At 72.8% G+C, this 16,463-nt stretch carries 14 protein-coding genes and 3 pseudogenes; 8 read left to right on the forward strand and 9 right to left on the reverse strand.

What is annotated here, in order from left to right; translation table 11 throughout:
* The first annotated feature begins 538 nt into the window (after positions 1-538).
* Complete coding sequence (locus ABT106_RS25810) at positions 539-988, forward strand: PTS sugar transporter subunit IIA (protein WP_351281712.1); 450 nt, start codon at positions 539-541, stop codon at positions 986-988.
* Positions 989-1,062: 74 nt separating this feature from the next.
* Positions 1,063-2,733 carry a phosphoenolpyruvate--protein phosphotransferase gene (ptsP, locus tag ABT106_RS25815; RefSeq protein ID WP_351281715.1) on the forward strand — a complete coding sequence of 557 codons (1,671 nt, stop codon included), beginning with the start codon at positions 1,063-1,065 and terminating at the stop codon, positions 2,731-2,733.
* Between the two features lie 92 nt (positions 2,734-2,825).
* Here ptsP and ABT106_RS25820 read toward each other — a convergent pair whose 3' ends face one another.
* The gene (locus ABT106_RS25820; RefSeq protein WP_351281718.1) at positions 2,826-3,773 is read right to left on the reverse strand and encodes a DUF8829 domain-containing protein; all 948 of its coding nucleotides are present in this window, start codon (positions 3,771-3,773) and stop codon (positions 2,826-2,828) included.
* Positions 3,774-3,836: 63 nt separating this feature from the next.
* Positions 3,837-5,819 carry an acetoacetate--CoA ligase gene (locus tag ABT106_RS25825; protein ID WP_351281720.1) on the reverse strand — a complete coding sequence of 661 codons (1,983 nt, stop codon included), beginning with the start codon at positions 5,817-5,819 and terminating at the stop codon, positions 3,837-3,839.
* A gap of 233 nt (positions 5,820-6,052) precedes the next feature.
* Here ABT106_RS25825 and ABT106_RS25830 point away from each other — a divergent pair, with 233 nt between their 5' ends.
* Positions 6,053-8,404 (forward strand): glycoside hydrolase family 31 protein, encoded by a 2,352-nt coding sequence (locus tag ABT106_RS25830; protein WP_351281722.1) that lies wholly within the window; start codon positions 6,053-6,055, stop codon positions 8,402-8,404.
* 79 nt (positions 8,405-8,483) lie between these two features.
* Here the strand turns inward: ABT106_RS25830 and ABT106_RS25835 are convergent, their stop codons facing one another.
* Entirely contained in the window at positions 8,484-8,993 is a 510-nt protein-coding gene (locus tag ABT106_RS25835; RefSeq protein WP_351281724.1) for an NUDIX domain-containing protein, read from the reverse strand.
* 23 nt (positions 8,994-9,016) lie between these two features.
* Between ABT106_RS25835 and ABT106_RS25840 the strand changes: the two genes are divergently transcribed.
* Both ABT106_RS25840 and ABT106_RS25845 read left to right on the forward strand, forming a co-directional pair.
* On the forward strand, positions 9,017-9,775 hold the full coding sequence (locus ABT106_RS25840; protein ID WP_502979480.1) for a M15 family metallopeptidase: 759 nt from the start codon (positions 9,017-9,019) through the stop codon (positions 9,773-9,775).
* A 13-nt stretch (positions 9,776-9,788) separates the two neighbouring features.
* Positions 9,789-9,984 (forward strand): annotated as a pseudogene (locus ABT106_RS25845) (hypothetical protein); the annotation flags it as partial.
* A gap of 530 nt (positions 9,985-10,514) precedes the next feature.
* On the opposite strand, the gene ABT106_RS25850 reads toward ABT106_RS25845, so the two are convergent.
* Together ABT106_RS25850 and ABT106_RS25855 are read right to left on the reverse strand one after the other, a co-directional pair.
* Positions 10,515-11,363 carry a helix-turn-helix domain-containing protein gene (locus tag ABT106_RS25850; protein ID WP_351281727.1) on the reverse strand — a complete coding sequence of 283 codons (849 nt, stop codon included), beginning with the start codon at positions 11,361-11,363 and terminating at the stop codon, positions 10,515-10,517.
* Positions 11,364-11,371: 8 nt separating this feature from the next.
* Positions 11,372-11,896, reverse strand: a complete 525-nt coding sequence (locus ABT106_RS25855; protein ID WP_351281730.1) for a DUF6879 family protein — start codon at positions 11,894-11,896, stop codon at positions 11,372-11,374.
* A 440-nt stretch (positions 11,897-12,336) separates the two neighbouring features.
* Between ABT106_RS25855 and ABT106_RS25860 the strand changes: the two are divergent.
* From ABT106_RS25860 to ABT106_RS25870, 3 genes and pseudogenes are all read left to right on the forward strand, one after another.
* Positions 12,337-12,499, forward strand: a pseudogene (locus tag ABT106_RS25860) (Mpo1-like protein); the annotation flags it as partial.
* A 204-nt stretch (positions 12,500-12,703) separates the two neighbouring features.
* Positions 12,704-13,090, forward strand: coding sequence for a Zn-ribbon domain-containing OB-fold protein (locus ABT106_RS25865; RefSeq protein ID WP_502979481.1), 387 nt, complete (start codon positions 12,704-12,706; stop codon positions 13,088-13,090).
* Positions 13,087-14,292, forward strand: coding sequence for a lipid-transfer protein (locus ABT106_RS25870; RefSeq protein ID WP_351281734.1), 1,206 nt, complete (start codon positions 13,087-13,089; stop codon positions 14,290-14,292). Before ABT106_RS25865 ends, ABT106_RS25870 begins: the two co-directional genes overlap by 4 nt.
* 319 nt (positions 14,293-14,611) lie before the next feature.
* Here the strand turns inward: ABT106_RS25870 and ABT106_RS25875 are convergent, their stop codons facing one another.
* The 4 genes and pseudogenes from ABT106_RS25875 to ABT106_RS25890 all read right to left on the reverse strand — a co-directional run.
* Positions 14,612-15,238, reverse strand: a complete 627-nt coding sequence (locus ABT106_RS25875) for a GTP-binding protein (protein WP_351281736.1) — start codon at positions 15,236-15,238, stop codon at positions 14,612-14,614.
* Entirely contained in the window at positions 15,219-15,662 is a 444-nt protein-coding gene (locus ABT106_RS25880; protein WP_351281738.1) for a DUF742 domain-containing protein, read from the reverse strand. The genes ABT106_RS25875 and ABT106_RS25880 overlap by 20 nt, the downstream gene beginning before the upstream one ends.
* Positions 15,663-15,672: 10 nt before the next feature.
* On the reverse strand, positions 15,673-16,110 hold the full coding sequence (locus ABT106_RS25885; RefSeq protein WP_267722980.1) for a roadblock/LC7 domain-containing protein: 438 nt from the start codon (positions 16,108-16,110) through the stop codon (positions 15,673-15,675).
* Positions 16,107-16,463, reverse strand: a pseudogene (locus tag ABT106_RS25890) (hypothetical protein); the annotation flags it as partial. The pseudogene ABT106_RS25890 and the gene ABT106_RS25885, both read right to left, overlap by 4 nt.

Raw genomic sequence — 16,463 nt, forward strand, 5'->3', positions numbered from 1 at the left:
GGAACGGACGCTTCCTTTGTACTCACCCTCTCGGGCTTTCCTCCGGGCTTTCGTTCTGTTCTTGCGTTTCCGACTCTATCAGACTCTTTCGGGCCTGATTCCCGGTCGAAGCGGGGTTCGCTTTCCAGGTATTCGCTTTCGCGTTTTCCTTTCCGGCGATTCCGACTCTATCAGCGATTCTCCGTCGTTCTTGCCACTCTCCGTTGCGCCAAAGGGCATGCGGAAATAGGGTTGAGTTCAAGATCGATACTGAAGAGGAGGATTCCTGTCCATGGGACGTTCGTGAAAAATTCACACGATGCGTCGCGGCAGGAGTCACGACAGTACAGGTCTGCCGGTGCCCACGCAAATCGTTTCAGGCGTATGGTGGTCTAGTCCACCGGTCTAGTCCACTAGTCTCCGTGCCAAAGGGCCAGCCCGGATCGGGACCAACATCGGGCGAACCCGAACATCTCGTGACTTATCCTTCTCAAGAGTACGCCGTTCGCGACAGGTAGTGACGGCGACGCTAAGAAGCCCCACCCCTGGGAGGCCCTCCATGACCAGCGTGACGTCCCCACTTGCCGGGCGCGCCATCGGACTCGCGGCAGTGCCCGATCCGGTGTTCTCCGGCGCGATGGTGGGACCGGGCACCGCTATCGACCCCGCGCGTGAGCCCTCGGAGGCGGTGTCCCCCGTAGATGGTGTGGTCGTCTCCCTGCACCCGCACGCGTACGTCGTCGTAGACGGTGAGGGCCACGGCGTCCTCACCCACCTCGGGATCGACACCGTCCAGCTCAACGGCGAGGGCTTCGAGCTGCTCGTCAACAAGGGCGACACCGTGACCCGTGGCCAGGCCGTCATCCGCTGGAACCCCGCCGCGGTCGAGGCCGCCGGCAAGTCCCCCGTGTGCCCCGTCGTCGCGCTCGAGGCGACCGCGGACGCCCTTTCCGATGTCGTCGAGTCCGGCGACGTCAAGGCGCACGACGTTCTCTTCAGCTGGCAGTGACGCGTCCGCCCGCGAGGGCGAGTCGGACATCCACCGCGGCGGCCGAGTCCGCCGCACAATCGGAGACGGGTGAAATGGAGACAACGCTGCGAGGCGTCGGCGTGAGCCACGGTGTGGCGATCGGCGAGGTTCGGCACATGGGTACGGCGGTTCTCGAACCGCCGGCCAAGCAGATCACCGCGGACGAGGCGGAGCGCGAACAGGGGCGCGCCCGTCAGGCCGTGGAGGCTGTATCGGCCGACCTGATCGCGCGCGGCCAGCTGGCCGGTGGCGAGGCCCAGCACGTGCTCGAGGCCCAGGCGATGATCGCCACGGACCCCGAGCTGATGGCGGACGTCGACCGGCGGATCGCCGTCGGCAGCACCGCCGAGCGCGGTGTCTACGACGCGTTCGCCTCCTACCGCGACCTGCTCGCGGGGGCCGGCGAGTACATGGCCGGGCGGGTGGCCGACCTGGACGACGTACGGAACCGGATCGTGGCGCGGCTCCTCGGGGTGCCGATGCCCGGTGTCCCGGACAGTGACGAGCCGTACGTGCTGATCGCGCGGGACCTGGCCCCCGCCGACACGGCCCTGCTCGACCCGGCGCTCGTGCTGGGGTTCGTGACCGAGGAGGGCGGGCCGACCAGCCACAGCGCCATCCTCGCGCGGGCGCTGGGCGTGCCGGCGATCGTGGCGCTCCCGGGTGCCGGCGAGATCGCCGAGGGGACCCTCATCGCCGTGGACGGCAGCACGGGCGACCTGTTCGTGGACCCGACCCCGGAGAAGCGGGCCGAGCTGGAGGGGGCGGCCGCCGAACGCAGGGCCGCCCTGTCCGCGTCGTCCGGTCCGGGCGCGACCTCGGACGGTCACAAGGTGCCGCTGCTGGCGAACGTCGGCGGGCCGGCGGACGTGCCGGCCGCCGTCGAGGCGGGGGCCGAGGGTGTGGGCCTGTTCCGCACCGAGTTCCTGTTCCTGGACGACAGCAGGAAGGCGCCGTCCGAGGAGAAGCAGATCGAGTCGTACCGCAAGGTGCTCGAGGCTTTCCCCGAGGGCCGTGTGGTGGTGCGGGTGCTGGACGCCGGCGCCGACAAGCCGCTGGACTTCCTCACCCCGGCCGACGAGCCGAACCCGGCGCTGGGCGTGCGCGGCCTGCGCTCGCTCCTGGACCACCCGGACGTGCTGCGCACGCAGCTGACCGCGCTGGCCAAGGCGTCCGAGGGCCTGCCCGTCCACCTCGAGGTCATGGCTCCTATGGTGGCGGACCGGACCGACGCCAAGGCGTTCGCGGACGCGTGCCGCGAGGCAGGGCTGCAGGCGAAGTTCGGCGCGATGGTGGAGATCCCCTCCGCCGCGCTCCGGGCGCGCTCGATCCTGCGGGAGGTCGAGTTCCTTTCGCTGGGCACCAACGACCTCGCCCAGTACGCCTTCGCCGCCGACCGTCAGGTCGGCGCCGTGTCCCGGCTCCAGGACCCGTGGCAGCCGGCGCTGCTCGACCTGATCGCCATGTCGGCCGACGCCGCCAAGGCCGAGGGAAAGAGCTGCGGTGTCTGCGGTGAGGCGGCTTCCGACCCGCTGCTGGCCTGTGTGCTGACGGGGCTGGGTGTCACCTCCCTGTCGATGGGTGCCGCTTCGATTCCGTACGTGCGGGCGACGCTCGCCAAGCACACGCTGGCGCAGTGCGAGCGGGCCGCGGCCGCGGCGCGTGCGTGCGACACCGCCGAGGAGGCCCGCGCGGCCGCCCAGGGGGTGTTGTCCGGCGAGTAGCCGCCGGGAGGAGTGAGGATGCGAGGGGCCTTCGCCGGTGGCGGGGGCCCCTCGGTCCGTCCCGGCCGCTCCTCCCGGGTCCTGGGCCGGGCTCAGTGGTGCGGGGCGGGGAGGTCCACCTCGTATCCGGGGCAGTACTCGACCCCTGGTTCGGGGGCGACGGGATCGCCGGTGTCGGCGTCGGTGCAGTAGGCGTTGAAGACGGCCGCCGCGGACAGGGCGGTCAGCCGGCCCCGGTCCAGGCGCCACCCGTGGACGCGGTCGCCGCGGTCCTCGCGCGAACTGCGCAGGACGAGTCCCCCGGGGCCGCCGAGGGCGAGTCCGGCCGCCAGGACCGTCACGAAGTCGAGGCCGGCCCGGTTCTCGATGCGGGGCGGGACGTCCTTTTCGGCGGGGACGTCGGCGTGCAGCACGACGACGAGCTGCTCCGTCGGGGTGGGGACGCTGCAGACGAAGTGGTGGTGGCCGGGTCCGGCGCCGGCCAGGAGGCGTTTGAGTGCCTCGGCCGCGCGGGCGAAGGAGGCGTTGCCGATGTCCTCGGCGCAGTCCGCGCAGGTGCCCGCCTCCGCGAGGATGCTGGTGGCGTACTCCCAGGTGGCCTGCCGGACGGCCTCGTCCACGAGGAGCGGGACGAGTTCGTCGATGGGCTGGCCGCGGTACGGGAGGCCGGCGCTGCTTCCCGCGAGTTCCGCGGTGAAGCGGGTGCGGGCCTCGGCCGTGTCCGGGTCGAGGCCGTGTTCCGCGCAGTGCCCGGCGTACTCCTCGGGGTCGAAGAGGGCGACGGTGGTGTGGATGCCCTGGGCCGCGAGCGACCGGAGCAGGTCGTCGACGTGGCGCAGGTAGTCCTGGTGGTCGTCGAAGGTGAAGCTGCGGTAGGCGCGCATGGCCGCGAAGTCCCCGGGGTCGGCGAGGAGGCCGACGGTGCTGGGGGCTTCGCGGCGCAGCGTGCGACGCCTACTGGCGGTGCGGGTAGTGCGGGTGGTTCGGCTGGTGGCGGTCCGCGGGGTGCGGTGGGTCCCGGTGTCGTCCTGCGGTGGCATGGCTCCCCCTGAGTGGCGCGATCGATTGCTTACTCAGCGTAACCATCGCCACTGACAGTGACCTCAGCCGTGGGTGCGGGTGCGGGCCAGCTCCTCGTAGAAGGAGAGGAGGTCGAGGTTGTCGACCGAGCCGGGGTTGACCGCCTTGGCCAGGGGGGCGCCCTGGAGCAGGCGCTTGACCGGGACCTCGATGCGCTTGCCGGTCAGGGTGTGGGGGATGCCCGGCACCTCGATGACCTCGTCGGGGACGTGACGCGGGGAGAGTTCCTCGCGGATCGTCGCCTTGATCCGGGCGCGGAGGTCGTCGTCGAGTCGGGCGCCGGGGGCCAGGTGGACGAAGAGCGGCATCCAGTAGCCGCCGTTCGGCTCCTCCAGGCCGATGACGAGGGACTCCTTGATCTCGGGGAGCCGTTCGACGGCCTCGTAGATGTCGGCGGATCCCATCCGCACGCCCTGGCGGTTGAGGGTGGAGTCGGAGCGGCCGTGGATCACGACCGAGCCGTGGTCGGTGATCGTGATCCAGTCCCCGTGGCGCCAGGCGCCCGGGAACATGTCGAAGTAGCTGTCGTGGTAGCGGCTGCCGTCGGGGTCGTTCCAGAAGCGGATGGGCATGGACGGCATGGGGTTGGTGACGATCAGCTCGCCGACCTCGCCGATGACGGGCTTGCCCGCGGGGTCCCACGCCTGGAGGTCGGTGCCGAGACAGGCGGCCTGGAGCTCCCCGATGTGGACGGGGAGGGTCGGCACGGCCCCGGCGAAGCAGCTGCACACGTCGGTGCCGCCGCTGACGGAGGCGATCCAGAGGTCCTCGGCCACCTCGTCGTGGAGCCAGCGGAACCCGTCGGGCGGCAGCGGGGAGCCGGTGGTGGCGACGCACTTCACGGCGGAGAGGTCGAAGTCCCGGGAGGGGTGGACCTCCGCCTTGCGGCAGGCCATCACGTACGCGGCGGAGGTGCCGTACAGCGTCGCCCCGGTCCGCTCGGCGATGCGCCACTGGGCGCCGGTGTCGGGGTAGCCGGGGCTGCCGTCGTACAGGACGACGGTCGTGCCGGTGAGCAGGCCCGAGACGAGGAAGTTCCACATCATCCAGCCGGTGGAGGTGTACCAGAAGAACCGGTCCTCCGGGCCGAGGTCGCAGTGCAGGCCGAGCTGCTTGAGGTGTTCGAGGAGGATGCCGCCCTGGGACTGGACGATGGCCTTGGGGAGACCGGTCGTACCGGAGGAGTACAGGACCCAGAGGGGGTGGTCGAAGGGGACCGGCTCGAAGACGGGCGCGGTGTCGGCCGCGGTCAGGTCGGACCAGGCGAGGGCGCCTTCGGGGGCCTCGGTGCCCAGGACGGGGATGTGGACGACGGCGCGCAGGGAGGGGAGCTCGGCGCGGAGCTCGGCGACGGTCTCGCGGCGGTCGTGCCGTTTGCCGCCGTAGCGGTAGCCGTCCACGGCGAACAGGACGACGGGCTCGACCTGCTGGAAGCGGTCCAGGACGCTGCGGGCGCCGAAGTCGGGGGCGCAGGAGGTCCAGACGCCTCCGACGGCGGCGGTGGCGAGGAGGGCGACCACGGACTCGGCGATGTTGGGGAGGTAGCCGCTGACCCGGTCGCCGGGGCGTACGCCGAGGGCGCGCAGTTCGGCGGCGAGCGACCCCACCTGGCGGCGGAGCTCGGCCCAGGTGACGGGGGCGGGCTCGTGGGTCTCGTCCACGCACAGGAGTGCGGCGTCCCCGGCACGGGCCGGGTCCTCGGCGGCGCGCAGGGCGTGCTCGGCGTAGTTGAGGGTGGCGCCGGTGAACCAGCGGGCGCCGGGCATGGAGCGGTCGGCGAGGACGGACTCGTACGGGGTGGTGAAGCGGACCTCGAACCACTCGGCGACGGCCTGCCAGAACGTGTCCAGCTCGTCGACGGACCAGCTGTGCAGGGCGGGGTAGCCGCCGTCGGCGGGGGCTCCGAACCGGTCGGCGGCCCAGCCCTGGAAGGCGGTGATCCGGGCCGCGGCGATCCGGTCGGGGCCCGGGGCCCAGAGGGGTTCCGGCTGCGTGGCTGAGGTCATGGATCGGCTCCCGGTCAAGTCTGTGGCTCGCGCTTCGTGTGCGTACGGTGCCATCGCGCGGGGGGTGTGCGCGCGGCGGCTCACTGGGACCATGCCATGTGATCGACATCCGCACCAGAGGTGTCCCGTACGGCCGGCCGTGCCTGCCGTGCCTACCGCTGCCGGGTCGCTGCCGGGTGAACGGCAGCTGAACGCGGCCTCCCCGGCCGGGGCCCGGTGGCAGGGTGATCCGCATGAACGGTCGCGATCTGGTGCGTGCGGTGAAGGACCTCGGTACGGAGCGCGGACGGCGCGCCTGGCGCTCGGCCTGGCGCCACCGGCGCGCGGGCGCGGTGGGGCTCCCGCGCCGGGGCGCGGAGCGGGCGCGCGTACCCGGGCTGCTGACGGGTACGGAGCCCCGGCCGGGCGGCGGCGTGCTGCGCTTCGCGCGCTCGGAGCTGCTGGTGCGGGTGACGTCGGGCGGCGCCGTGTTCTGGGGCTGGGACGGGGCCGCGCCGACGCCGTCGTACGCGGTGGCCGGCGACGGGCCGGAACCCGATCCGCGGGCCGTGCTGGAGCCGGACACCGAGGGCGGTTGGCGGGTGGTGTCGGAGCGGGTGACGGTCGCGGTCTCCCGGCACGGGGCGCTGGAGGTGCGCACGCCCGGCGGGACGGTGCTGCGGCGGGAGTTGCCGCCGCGCTGGTGGGAGCCCGTGGACCCGGCGCGGGGCGGGGCCCGCTGGTCGCAGCGCAGCGAGGTGGCGGCGGACGCGCGGTTCTTCGGGCTCGGCGGGCGGGCGGCGGGGCCCCGGCTGCGGGACGGGGCGTACCGGCTGTGGAACACGGACCCGAAGGGCGGCTTCGGGCCGGGCACCGATCCGCTGTACCTGACCATGCCGGTGCAATTGGTGGTCGCCGACGCGGGGACGCACCTGGTGTTCCACGACAACTCCTGGGACGGGCGGGTGGTGCTGCGCGAGGGCGAGGAAGGCGCGGGCTCGGGGGCGGACCGTCCGGGGTGGAGCGAGCTGCGCGTGGAGGGCGGGCCGCTGCGGTGCTGGGTGCTCGTGGGGACGCCGGCGCGGGTGCTGCAGGGCTGGTCGGGACTGACGGGGCCCGCGGCGGTGCCGCCGGAGTGGGCCCTCGGATACCAGCACGCGCGCTGGGGCTTCGGGAGCGCGGAGGAGGTCCGGCGGGTGGCGGACGGCTACGCGGCGCGCGGGATGGCGCTGTCGGCCGTGCACCTGGACATCGACCACTACGAGGGGCACCGCGTCTTCACGGTGGACGAGGAGCGCTTCCCCGATCTGCCCGGGCTGGCCGGGGAGTTGGCCGCGCGGGGCGTACGCCTGGTCTCGATCATCGACCCCGCGGTGCGGGTGGGCGACGCGGTGCACGCGTCGGGGCTCGCGGTGGGCACGGGCGGCGCCTTCGTGCGGGACGCCCGGGGTGTGGAGGTGCGCGGCGAGGTCTGGCCGGGCGAGTGCGCGTACCCGGACTTCACGGATTCCGCGGTGCGGGAGTGGTGGGGCGCACTGTACGAGGAGCGGCTGGGCCAGGGGTTCGCGGGGTTCTGGCACGACATGAACGAGCCGGTGTCCTTCGCCCCGTTCGGCGACAACACGATCCCCCGCTCCGCGCGGCACGCGATGGACGGCGCGGGCGGCGACCACCGGTCCGGGCACAACGTGTACGGCCTCGCGATGGCGCGGGCCGGCTGGGAGGGCCTGGTCCGGCTGCGGCCGGACGAGCGGCCGTTCCTCTTCTCCCGGTCCGGCTGGGCGGGGATGCAGAGGTACGGCGGCTCGTGGTCCGGCGACGTGGAGAGCAGCTGGGAGGGGCTGCGGGCCTCCTTGGCGCTGGTTCTGGGCCTCGGCCTGTGCGGGGTGCCGTACTCGGGCCCGGACGTCGGGGGCTTCGGGGGTTCCCCCTCCCCCGAGTTGTACGTGCGGTGGCTGCAACTGGGCGCATACCTGCCGCTGTTCCGCACGCACTCGGCGATCTGGGCGGGGCGGCGGGAGCCGTGGGAGTTCGGTGCGGAGGCGCAGGAGCAGGCCCGTGCGGTGATGGCGGAACGGGAGCGGCTGCGGCCCTACTTCGTGACGCTGGCCCACCTGGCCCGCCGGACCGGGGCCCCGTACGTGCGGCCGCTGTGGTGGGGGGCGCCGGAGGAGCGGTCGCTTCGGGACTGCGAGGACACCTTCCTGCTGGGTGACGCCCTGCTGGTCGCGCCGGTGCTGGAGTGCGGCGCGGACCGGCGGGCGGTGCGGCTGCCGCGGGGCCGGTGGTACGACACCGTGACCGGGGCGGCGTACGAGGGCCCGGGCCAGGTGCTGCTGGACGCCCCGCGGGGCCGGATCCCGGTCCTGGCCCGCGCGGGCGCGCTGCTCCCGGTCCGGGACCCGTCCGGGGGCGGCGGGGTGGCGCTGGAGGCGTGGGCTCCGGCGCGGGGGCGGACGGGCGGCGGGCTGGTGGTCCGGGACACGGGGCCGGGGTTCGCGGCGGGCCGGATCGAGCGGTACACCGTGCGGTGGGCGGGGGACGAGGTGGTGGTGGAGAACGAAGCGGGCGCACGGGTCCCGGGGGTGACGGTGCGGGGGGTGTAGGGGGCGGGCGGGCAGGGGTGGGTTGGGTGGGGGCCGGGCGCGGCGGGTCGGGGGCCGGGCGCGGCGGGCCCGGCGGAGGTCAGGCGTACTGGCCCGCGAACCACGAGGCGGCCGCACGGGTGTGCAGGGGGAAGGCGAGTTCGGCCGGTCCCCGCAGGACGTGCCAGCCCGTGGTCTCGTTCGTGGCGACCGACGCGGGAAGGGACGACGCCGGCCGGGGCGGGAGCAGGCCGAAGAGGAGCAGGTGGCCGGCCGGGGAGCTGAGGGCGTCGGCCAGGGCGACGTCCAGGGCGGGGGCCTCGATGCCGGTCTCCTCGCGCAGTTCGCGGACGACCGCCTCGCGCCAGTCCTCGCCGAAGTCGATGAAGCCGCCGGGCAGGGCGATGCCGCCGCGAGCCGGTTCGATGGTGCGGGTGATGACGACGAGGCCGGTGCCGTCCTCGTCCTCGACGGGGAGGAGCACCACGGCCACCGGGAGCGGATTGCGGTACGCGGTGACGCCGCACGACGGGCAGGTGCGGGGCCACACGGCCGTGTCGAACGGTGTTCCGCAGGTGGAGCAGTGCGAGTCCCTCAGCTGTGCCGGCATCCCGCGATGGTAAGCCAAGCGGTATGAGAACGGCGGCTGTTGCGATCGTTGTGGGAGTACTGGCCGCGCTGGGTGCGCTGGGTGCGCCCCATGCGCCCGGAGCGCAGGGTGGGCCCGGAGCGCCGCCTGCGCCGCGCGCGCCGGCCGGCGGGTCGGCGCCGCCGGGGTTCGCGGCGCTGGCGGACGTCGATCCGACGGTCCGGCAGGACATGCGCTACGCGACCGCCCGCAACTTCACCGGCCGCCCGGTCGACGGCTACGAGGACCCGGTGTGCCTGCTCGCGCGCCCCGCCGCCGACGCGCTGCGGCGCGCGCAGCGGGGACTGCTGCTCCGCGGCCTCTCCCTGAAGGTCTACGACTGCTACCGGCCGCAGCGCGCGGTGGACCGGTTCGTCCGGTGGGCCGGGGACGACGCCGACCAGGGGACCAAGGCCGAGTACTACCCGGACGTCGACAAGGGCAGGCTGATTCCCGACGGCTACATCGCCGAGCGGTCGGGCCACTCCCGGGGAAGCACCGTCGACGTGACGCTGGTGGACGCCGCAGCGGGTCGGGAACTGGACATGGGGACCCCGTTCGACCTCTTCGGGCCGCGCTCCCACACGGACAGTCCGGCCGTGCCGCCTACGGCCCGTACGAACCGGCTGCTCCTGCTGCGGGCGCTGCGCGCGCAGGGCTTCGTCAACCTGCCCGTGGAGTGGTGGCACTTCACGCACCGGCCCGAGGCGTTCCCCGACACCCATTTCGACTTCCCCGTCTCTGTCGCCGCCGTCCGGCCGTGACTGCCGTGCCGTCATGACCTTCCGTTCGTACGAGGAGTTCCGGCCCTACTACGTCGCCATGCACGCGCGGGCCGCCACCCGCCGGCCGCACCGCGCCGGCACGCTCACCGGACTCGCCCTGACCCTCTACGGGGCGGCCTCCGGGCGGCCTCCGGGCGGCCTCGGGGCGGAAGCGGTACTTCGCCGCCCTGCCGCTGATCGGCACTGGGCGGACGCCGTGATCTCCCCCTCCGGGTGGTTCCGGATCCGGTGCTGTACGTGGCGCAGGACGGTGCTCACCGGGCCCCCTTGTGCGGGTGGTTCCTGATTTCGGCGTTCACCTGCGCGATGGTGCAGAGGTCACCCTTCTCCCACGCCTCACCCCGCTCGACGACCAAGGCCGCACACACCTTGCAGCCCGGCGCCGGCACGGGCCAGAGTGCCTTCCGCTCCCTGATCAGAGCGGGCGCCTTCACCTGTGCCCCTGTTCGGCGTGGCGACGGATCAGTACGTTCACGTCGCTCACCACCGTGCCGTTAAGGACGCCCCGGGCTGCGGCCCGCAGAGCCGCCAACCTGACGCATCGGCCACACGCAGCCGGCGCCTCCGGCCACGGGGGCATGAATGGCTTGGCCACTTCCAGGGCCGTGGTTTCGTGAGTGGATGCCGCCACTGTGCGCACCTCCGTCGTCCTGGATGACACGACGGTGGGTACGGCCGGAGGTCACGTCCTACAGAGTTCTACGGAATCGCACGCGAATCAGCTCAGCGCGTCGACGGCTGCTGTCAGGAGCGCACGCGCATGGGTGCCGTGCACCGCCAGCGCAGACAGAGAACGGAAGGCCGCGCCGTACCGCGCCACCTCTGCCGGCTCGGTCACGGTGACGGCCGCCGTCAGCAACTCGACGTGTACGCGCTCGTCGTCGAAGACGTTGAAGGTCTCCAGCGTCCACATGTCGCGCGTCACTCCGGCGGGAATGACACCTAGCGACACCGACGGAAGGGCCATTACGGCAAGCAGGTGCCCAAGCTGGCCGGCCATGGTGTCGTTGCTGCCGATGACGTGCCGGAGTACCGACTCTTCCACCAGCACCGCAAAGCGATGGTCGCCCCGCCGGATGATCTCAGACCGCGCCACGCGTGCCGCAACAGCGTCGCTCACGTCGTCAGGTGTCCCGTGAAACCGCGTGATGCTCGTCAGCAGGGCCGTCGCGTACTCCGGCGTCTGAAGCAGACCGGGAACGACGGTAGAGCAGTACACGCGAAAGACCTTGGTGCGCTCGTACAGCGGGATGCGGGATTCCTGGAGCCGACGGAGCCCGGAGCGTTGGAGGCGTCGCCACTGCGTGTACATGGAGTCCGCGGTGCGGTTGGCGGCGATCAAGTCGGCCGCCTGGCCGGATGCGCCGCACGCCTGGCACCACGCCCGGATGTCCTCGTCGGACGGCGCCGTCTTGCCCGTCTCCACCCTGGATACCTTGGAAGGCTGCCAGCCTGCTTCACGAGCCATGTCCCGCCCGGACATGCCGGCGTCCAGGCGCAGTTCCCTAAGGCGCTCTGCGAGAGCCTGGCGGGCAGCCTGGACGCTGGATGACGGGTAGGGCGGCATGGTTCCGATCAGACCCGGTAAGCCTCGTGGGCAACGGCACGGCTCCACACCGCTTGGAACGCGTCGGCGCACTGCTTGACGACGTGCGCGGAATCGTCAAGCGCGTGGGCGATGAACTCGCCGTCGCCAGAGAACAGACCGAACCTGACGAGTCGGCCATCGAACAGCCAGTAGTCATTTCCTGGCAGGAGCAAATCGGAAGCGTGCGCCCGCGGGAGCCAGCGCACGTCTTCCCCTGCTTCGATGTTCTGCGCCGTGCATGCATGCTCGTACCCGATGTACTCGCTGACGGGCTCCGAGACAACGCGCGCCCGGCGAACGACCACGCCCCGGCCTACCGCCTCCGATACGGCCGTGTGGAACGAGGTCCACCACGTCGACCGGTCCGTGATGTCGGCAGTCCGCCCGGCCTTCCAGGACGCAAAGTCCGCTTCCTCCGCCGCAATGCCGTAAACGTCGCGTGTTTCCAGGTGGAACGCCGTCGACGTGCAGTCGGCCAACAGCTCGGCGAACGGCGGCACCGTCAGCGACATCGCACGCCTTCCTGAGGATCTCCGTCATGCGCACCGGGATTCGGAGCACCGTCTCACTGTCAGAAACGGACCCGACAGAAAGGCACTCCGCCTCCGTCGCCTCGTCCACCTTCCACCCCTGGATTACCAGCTCCAGGTTCTCTTCGTCGACCCATACAGCCGGGCAGTTGTCTCCGTTGGAGTTCGGGTCCTTGGCAATGAACCGCATGACGCCCTCCCTTGGCACGCCCGTTGCGCAACGTTCTACGAGCGTGGCGTGACCGAGGGGAGGCGTCAAGGTCCGTCGCGTACCCCACAACGCGGGCACCGATTCGCGCGGCTTGCGCCTCGCCCGCCTCCCTCTGACGGAGAGGAGAGGTCGTTCCGTCCGTCATGTCGCTGATACGGACAGCAATAGGCGCCCCGACCTGCGCATACGCGGTCATGGCTTACACCCCCCTTCGTGGCCCGCGCACTTCCTGATCGAGAGGAACAACCCGGCGACCTTCGGGCATCCGGGGTGGTCGCTCCGCGGGGACGCGCAGATGATCCGGATGATGCTCGCGGGGGCGGGACGCGGAGCCGGCGGAGATCGCGCGGAAGTGGCTCGCCGAGAACCGGTGACCCGGCGGGCCTCCCGTGCCAGACTCCTGACGATGCGTCAGAAACACTGACACGGGAGGAATCTTGGCACGCACGCGCACCCCCGTCGTGAGCGGTTGGTTCACCGAGGACACGCCGGAACCGGACGTCACGCCCGACCCCGGCCCCGGCCCCGCTGTCGCGCCCGCGGCCGCGCCCGGAGCAGCCCCGCCGGGCGCCTTCCGGCTGCTCGGAACCCAGTGCTCCGCCTGCACCGCGGTGTTCTTCCCCCGCGAGGACGCCTTCTGCCGCAACCCCCGCTGTCCCGGCGACGGCGTCCTCGCCGAGGTGCCGCTGTCGCCTCGCGGCCGGGTCTGGTCGTACACCGACGGGCGCTACCGGCCGCCGGCGCCGTACGTGTCCGACCCCGGCGCGCCCTGGGAGCCGTACACCCTGGTCGCGGTGGAACTGGAGGCCGAGGGAATGGTCGTGCTCGGGCAGGCGGCGCCCGGGGTCGGCGTCGGTGATCTGTCGGTCGGCATGGAGGTCGAGGTGGTCGGCGGGGTGCTCGGCGAGGATGCCGACACCACCTGGCTGACCTGGCAGTTCAAGCCCGTGGGGGGCGCGTCGTGAGCGCCGCCGACATCGCCGTGCTGGGAGCCGGCATGCACCCCTGGGGCAAGTGGGGGCGCAGCTTCGTCGAGTACGGGCGTGCCGCCGCCCGGGCCGCGCTCGCCGACGCGGGCCTGGACTGGACGGAGGTGCAGTCCATCGTCGGCGCCGACACCATCCGTTCCGGGTACCCGGGGTACGTGGCCGGCGCCACCTTCGCCCGCGCGCTGGGCTGGCAGGGCGCCCGGGTGACCAGCGTGTACGCCGCCTGCGCCTCGGGGGCGCAGGCCATCGGGGCGGCCCGGGCGCAGATCCTGGCCGGGCTGGCGGACGTGGTGCTGGTGGTGGGCGCCGACGCGGCTCCCAAGGGGTTCTTCGCGCCGGCCGGGGGCGAACGGCCCGACGACCCGGACTGGCTGCGGTTCCGGGTGCTCGGCGCCACCAATCCGGCGTACTTCGGGCTGTACGCCCGCCGCCGGATGGCCGTCCACGGGGACACCCCGGAGGACTTCGCCCAGGTCAAGGTGAAGAACGCGGCGGCCGGGGTGCTGAACCCGAACGCCCGCTACCGCAAGGCCGTGACCGCCGAGGAGGTCGCGGCCTCGGCGGTGGTCGCCGATCCGCTGCGGCTGCTCGACATCTGTGCCACCTCCGACGGCGGCGCGGCGCTCGTGCTGTCCAGTACGGACTTCGCGCGCTCGCGCGGCATCACCGACCCGGTGCGCATCCGGGCCGTGTCCACGGTGACGCCGGCCTACCCGCGTACGGTGCTGGACCTGCCGGACATCGCCACCGACTCGACGGCGGGGGCCGGCGGGGGCGGGGAGCCGGAGGCCGGTTCCTTCCGCGCCTCCATCGCGCGGGCGGCGTACGAGGAGGCGGGGCTCGGCCCGGAGGACCTCTCCCTCGCCGAGGTGTACGACCTCTCCACCGCCCTGGAACTGGAGTGGTACGAGGACATCGGGCTCTGCGGGCCGGGCCAGGGGGCCAAGCTGCTGCGCGAGGGGGCGACGGCCCTGGGCGGGCGCGTCCCGGTCAACACGAGCGGCGGGCTGGCCTCGTTCGGCGAGGCGGTGCCGGCCCAGGCCATCGCGCAGGTCTGCGAGTTGACGTGGCAGTTGCGCGGGACGGCCGGGGCGCGGCAGGTTCCGGGGGCGCGGGCCGGGATCACCGCGAACCAGGGGCTGTTCGGGCACGGCTCGGCGGTCGTGGCGGTGCGCTGAGCGGACCGGGGCGCGGGCGCGGCGGGGGCGGGGTGGGCGGCCGGGCGCGGGACCACGGAGGCGGCGGGTCCGGGTCACCGGGCGGCCGGGGTCCGGGTCACCGGGCGGCCGGGGTCCGGGTCACCCGGCGGCCGGGCGGGGATCGGGTCGGCAGGGGGCCTGAACTGCGCTTTCCCGCGGGTGTTGTCGGCGTACTTGACGGCCCCCGGCGGCGGGTTCACACTCGCTCCACGGTCCCGCGCCACGAACCTGGGCGCCGAATCCCCCACGAGAGCTGCGGCCCGTACCCCAGTCGGCGGGGGTACGGGCCGCGTCCGTGTCAGGCGCCCGCCGAGAGGCTCCGGCGGCGGGCGCGGGCCAGCGACATGGCGTGCTCCACGACCCCCACCAGTACGTCCTTCACGGACTCCCGGTCCCGGGCGTCGCACAGCAGCACCGGCACGCCCGGGTCGAGGTCGAGCGCCTCCCGCACGGTCACCACGGGGTGGTGGTCCGCGTCGTCGAAGCAGTTGACGGCGACGACGAAGGGGATCTCGCGGCGTTCGAAGTAGTCGACGGCGGCGAAGCAGTCGGCGAGGCGGCGGGTGTCCGCGAGGACCACCGCGCCCAGCGACCCCTGGGCCAGCTCGTCCCACAGGAACCAGAACCGGTCCTGGCCGGGGGTGCCGAACAGGTACAGGACCAGGTCTTCGCGCAGCGTGATGCGACCGAAGTCCATGGCCACGGTGGTCGTGCTCTTGCCCTCCACCCCCTGGGTGTCGTCGATACCGATGCCCGGTTCCGAGAGCTGTTCCTCGGTCCGCAACGGTCTGATCTCGCTTACCGCACTGACCAGGGTGGTTTTACCCACCCCGAAGCCGCCCGCGACCAGGATCTTCAGGGTCAGCGGCTCGACCGGTGACACGGCGTGCATGGCACCGGTGCGGCTAGAGCGCCCGAAGGCCATCGATCACCTCACGCAGAATGGATTCATCGGGTAGTTCGGCCGGCGGTACCGGCCTGGTCACGTGGACCAGTTCATCGTCGACCAGGTCGCCGATCAGGACCCGCACGACCCCGATCGCGAGGTCGAGGTCGGCCGCCAGTTCGGCGACCGACTGCGGGCGGCCCCGGCACAGCCCCAGGATGCGGGCGTGTTCCGGGGCCAGTGTCATGTCCCAGACCGGGTCGTCGGCCGCGGATTCGGCGACGACGAGCGCGATCAGGTCGAGGCGGTGCTGGCCCGCGTGGCTGGTCCGGCCGCGGGTCATCGCGTACGGGCGTACGACGGGACCCGCGTCGTCGTCGAACCAGTGCGGGTGGTCCGGGGCGGCGGGTCCCTCCCCGGGCGGGGTGCGGGCAGGGTGTTGGTCCTGGCCTGGATCGCTCATGCCGTGCGTCTCACCCTCCGGCTGGCAGCCCGGTGCGCGGGGCGGTCGCCAGGTGGTCGCCCACTCGCTTGACCATGAGCGTCATCTCGTACGCGACCTGCCCGACGTCGGACTCGGCGTCGGCGAGCACGGCCAGGCAGCTGCCGTCGCCGGCCGCCATCACGAAGAGGAAGGCCTCGTCCAGTTCGACGACGGTCTGGCGGACCCTGCCGGACTCGAAGTGCCGGCCGACGCCCTTGGCCAGGCTGTGGAATCCGGAGGCCACCGCCGCCAGGTGCTCGCTGTCCTCCCGGGTCAGGTCCCGGGAGGTGCCGGTGGGCAGGCCGTCGCCGGAGAGCACGACGGCCTTGCGGATGGAGCCGACCTTGTCGACGAGCTCGTCGAGGAGCCAGTTGAGCGGGCCGGAGCCGCGGCTCCTGCTGTCGTTTCCGGTCTGCGGTGCGGTCATCGACCGTCCCCTTCGTTCTCGTGCGCGGGACCGGTGGCGGCGGAGGTGCCTGCCCCGGTCTCGGACTGCGTCCGTGCCTGCTGGTCGCGGCCCGCGGTCCAGCCGCGCTGGAGCGCGGACATGCGCGTGCGTACGTCCTCCGCGTCCCGGTCGTCCGCGACGGCGTCGGCGGCGTCCTGGGCGGGGGCGGCCGCGCGGGCGTTCTTCAGCTGCGGGGCCAGGTTGGCCTGGCGGACCCGGCGGGGCAGCAGCCCGCCGCCGCCCGGGCCGGGTGCGGGGGCGAGGGTCCTGAGCACGTCGAACAGCGGACCGTACGGGAAGGGCTCGCGCAGCGGCGGGCAGGCTCCGGCGAG

The organism is Streptomyces sp. NPDC002044 (assembly GCF_040296725.1).
Taxonomy (GTDB): Bacteria; Actinomycetota; Actinomycetes; order Streptomycetales; family Streptomycetaceae; genus Streptomyces; species Streptomyces antarcticus.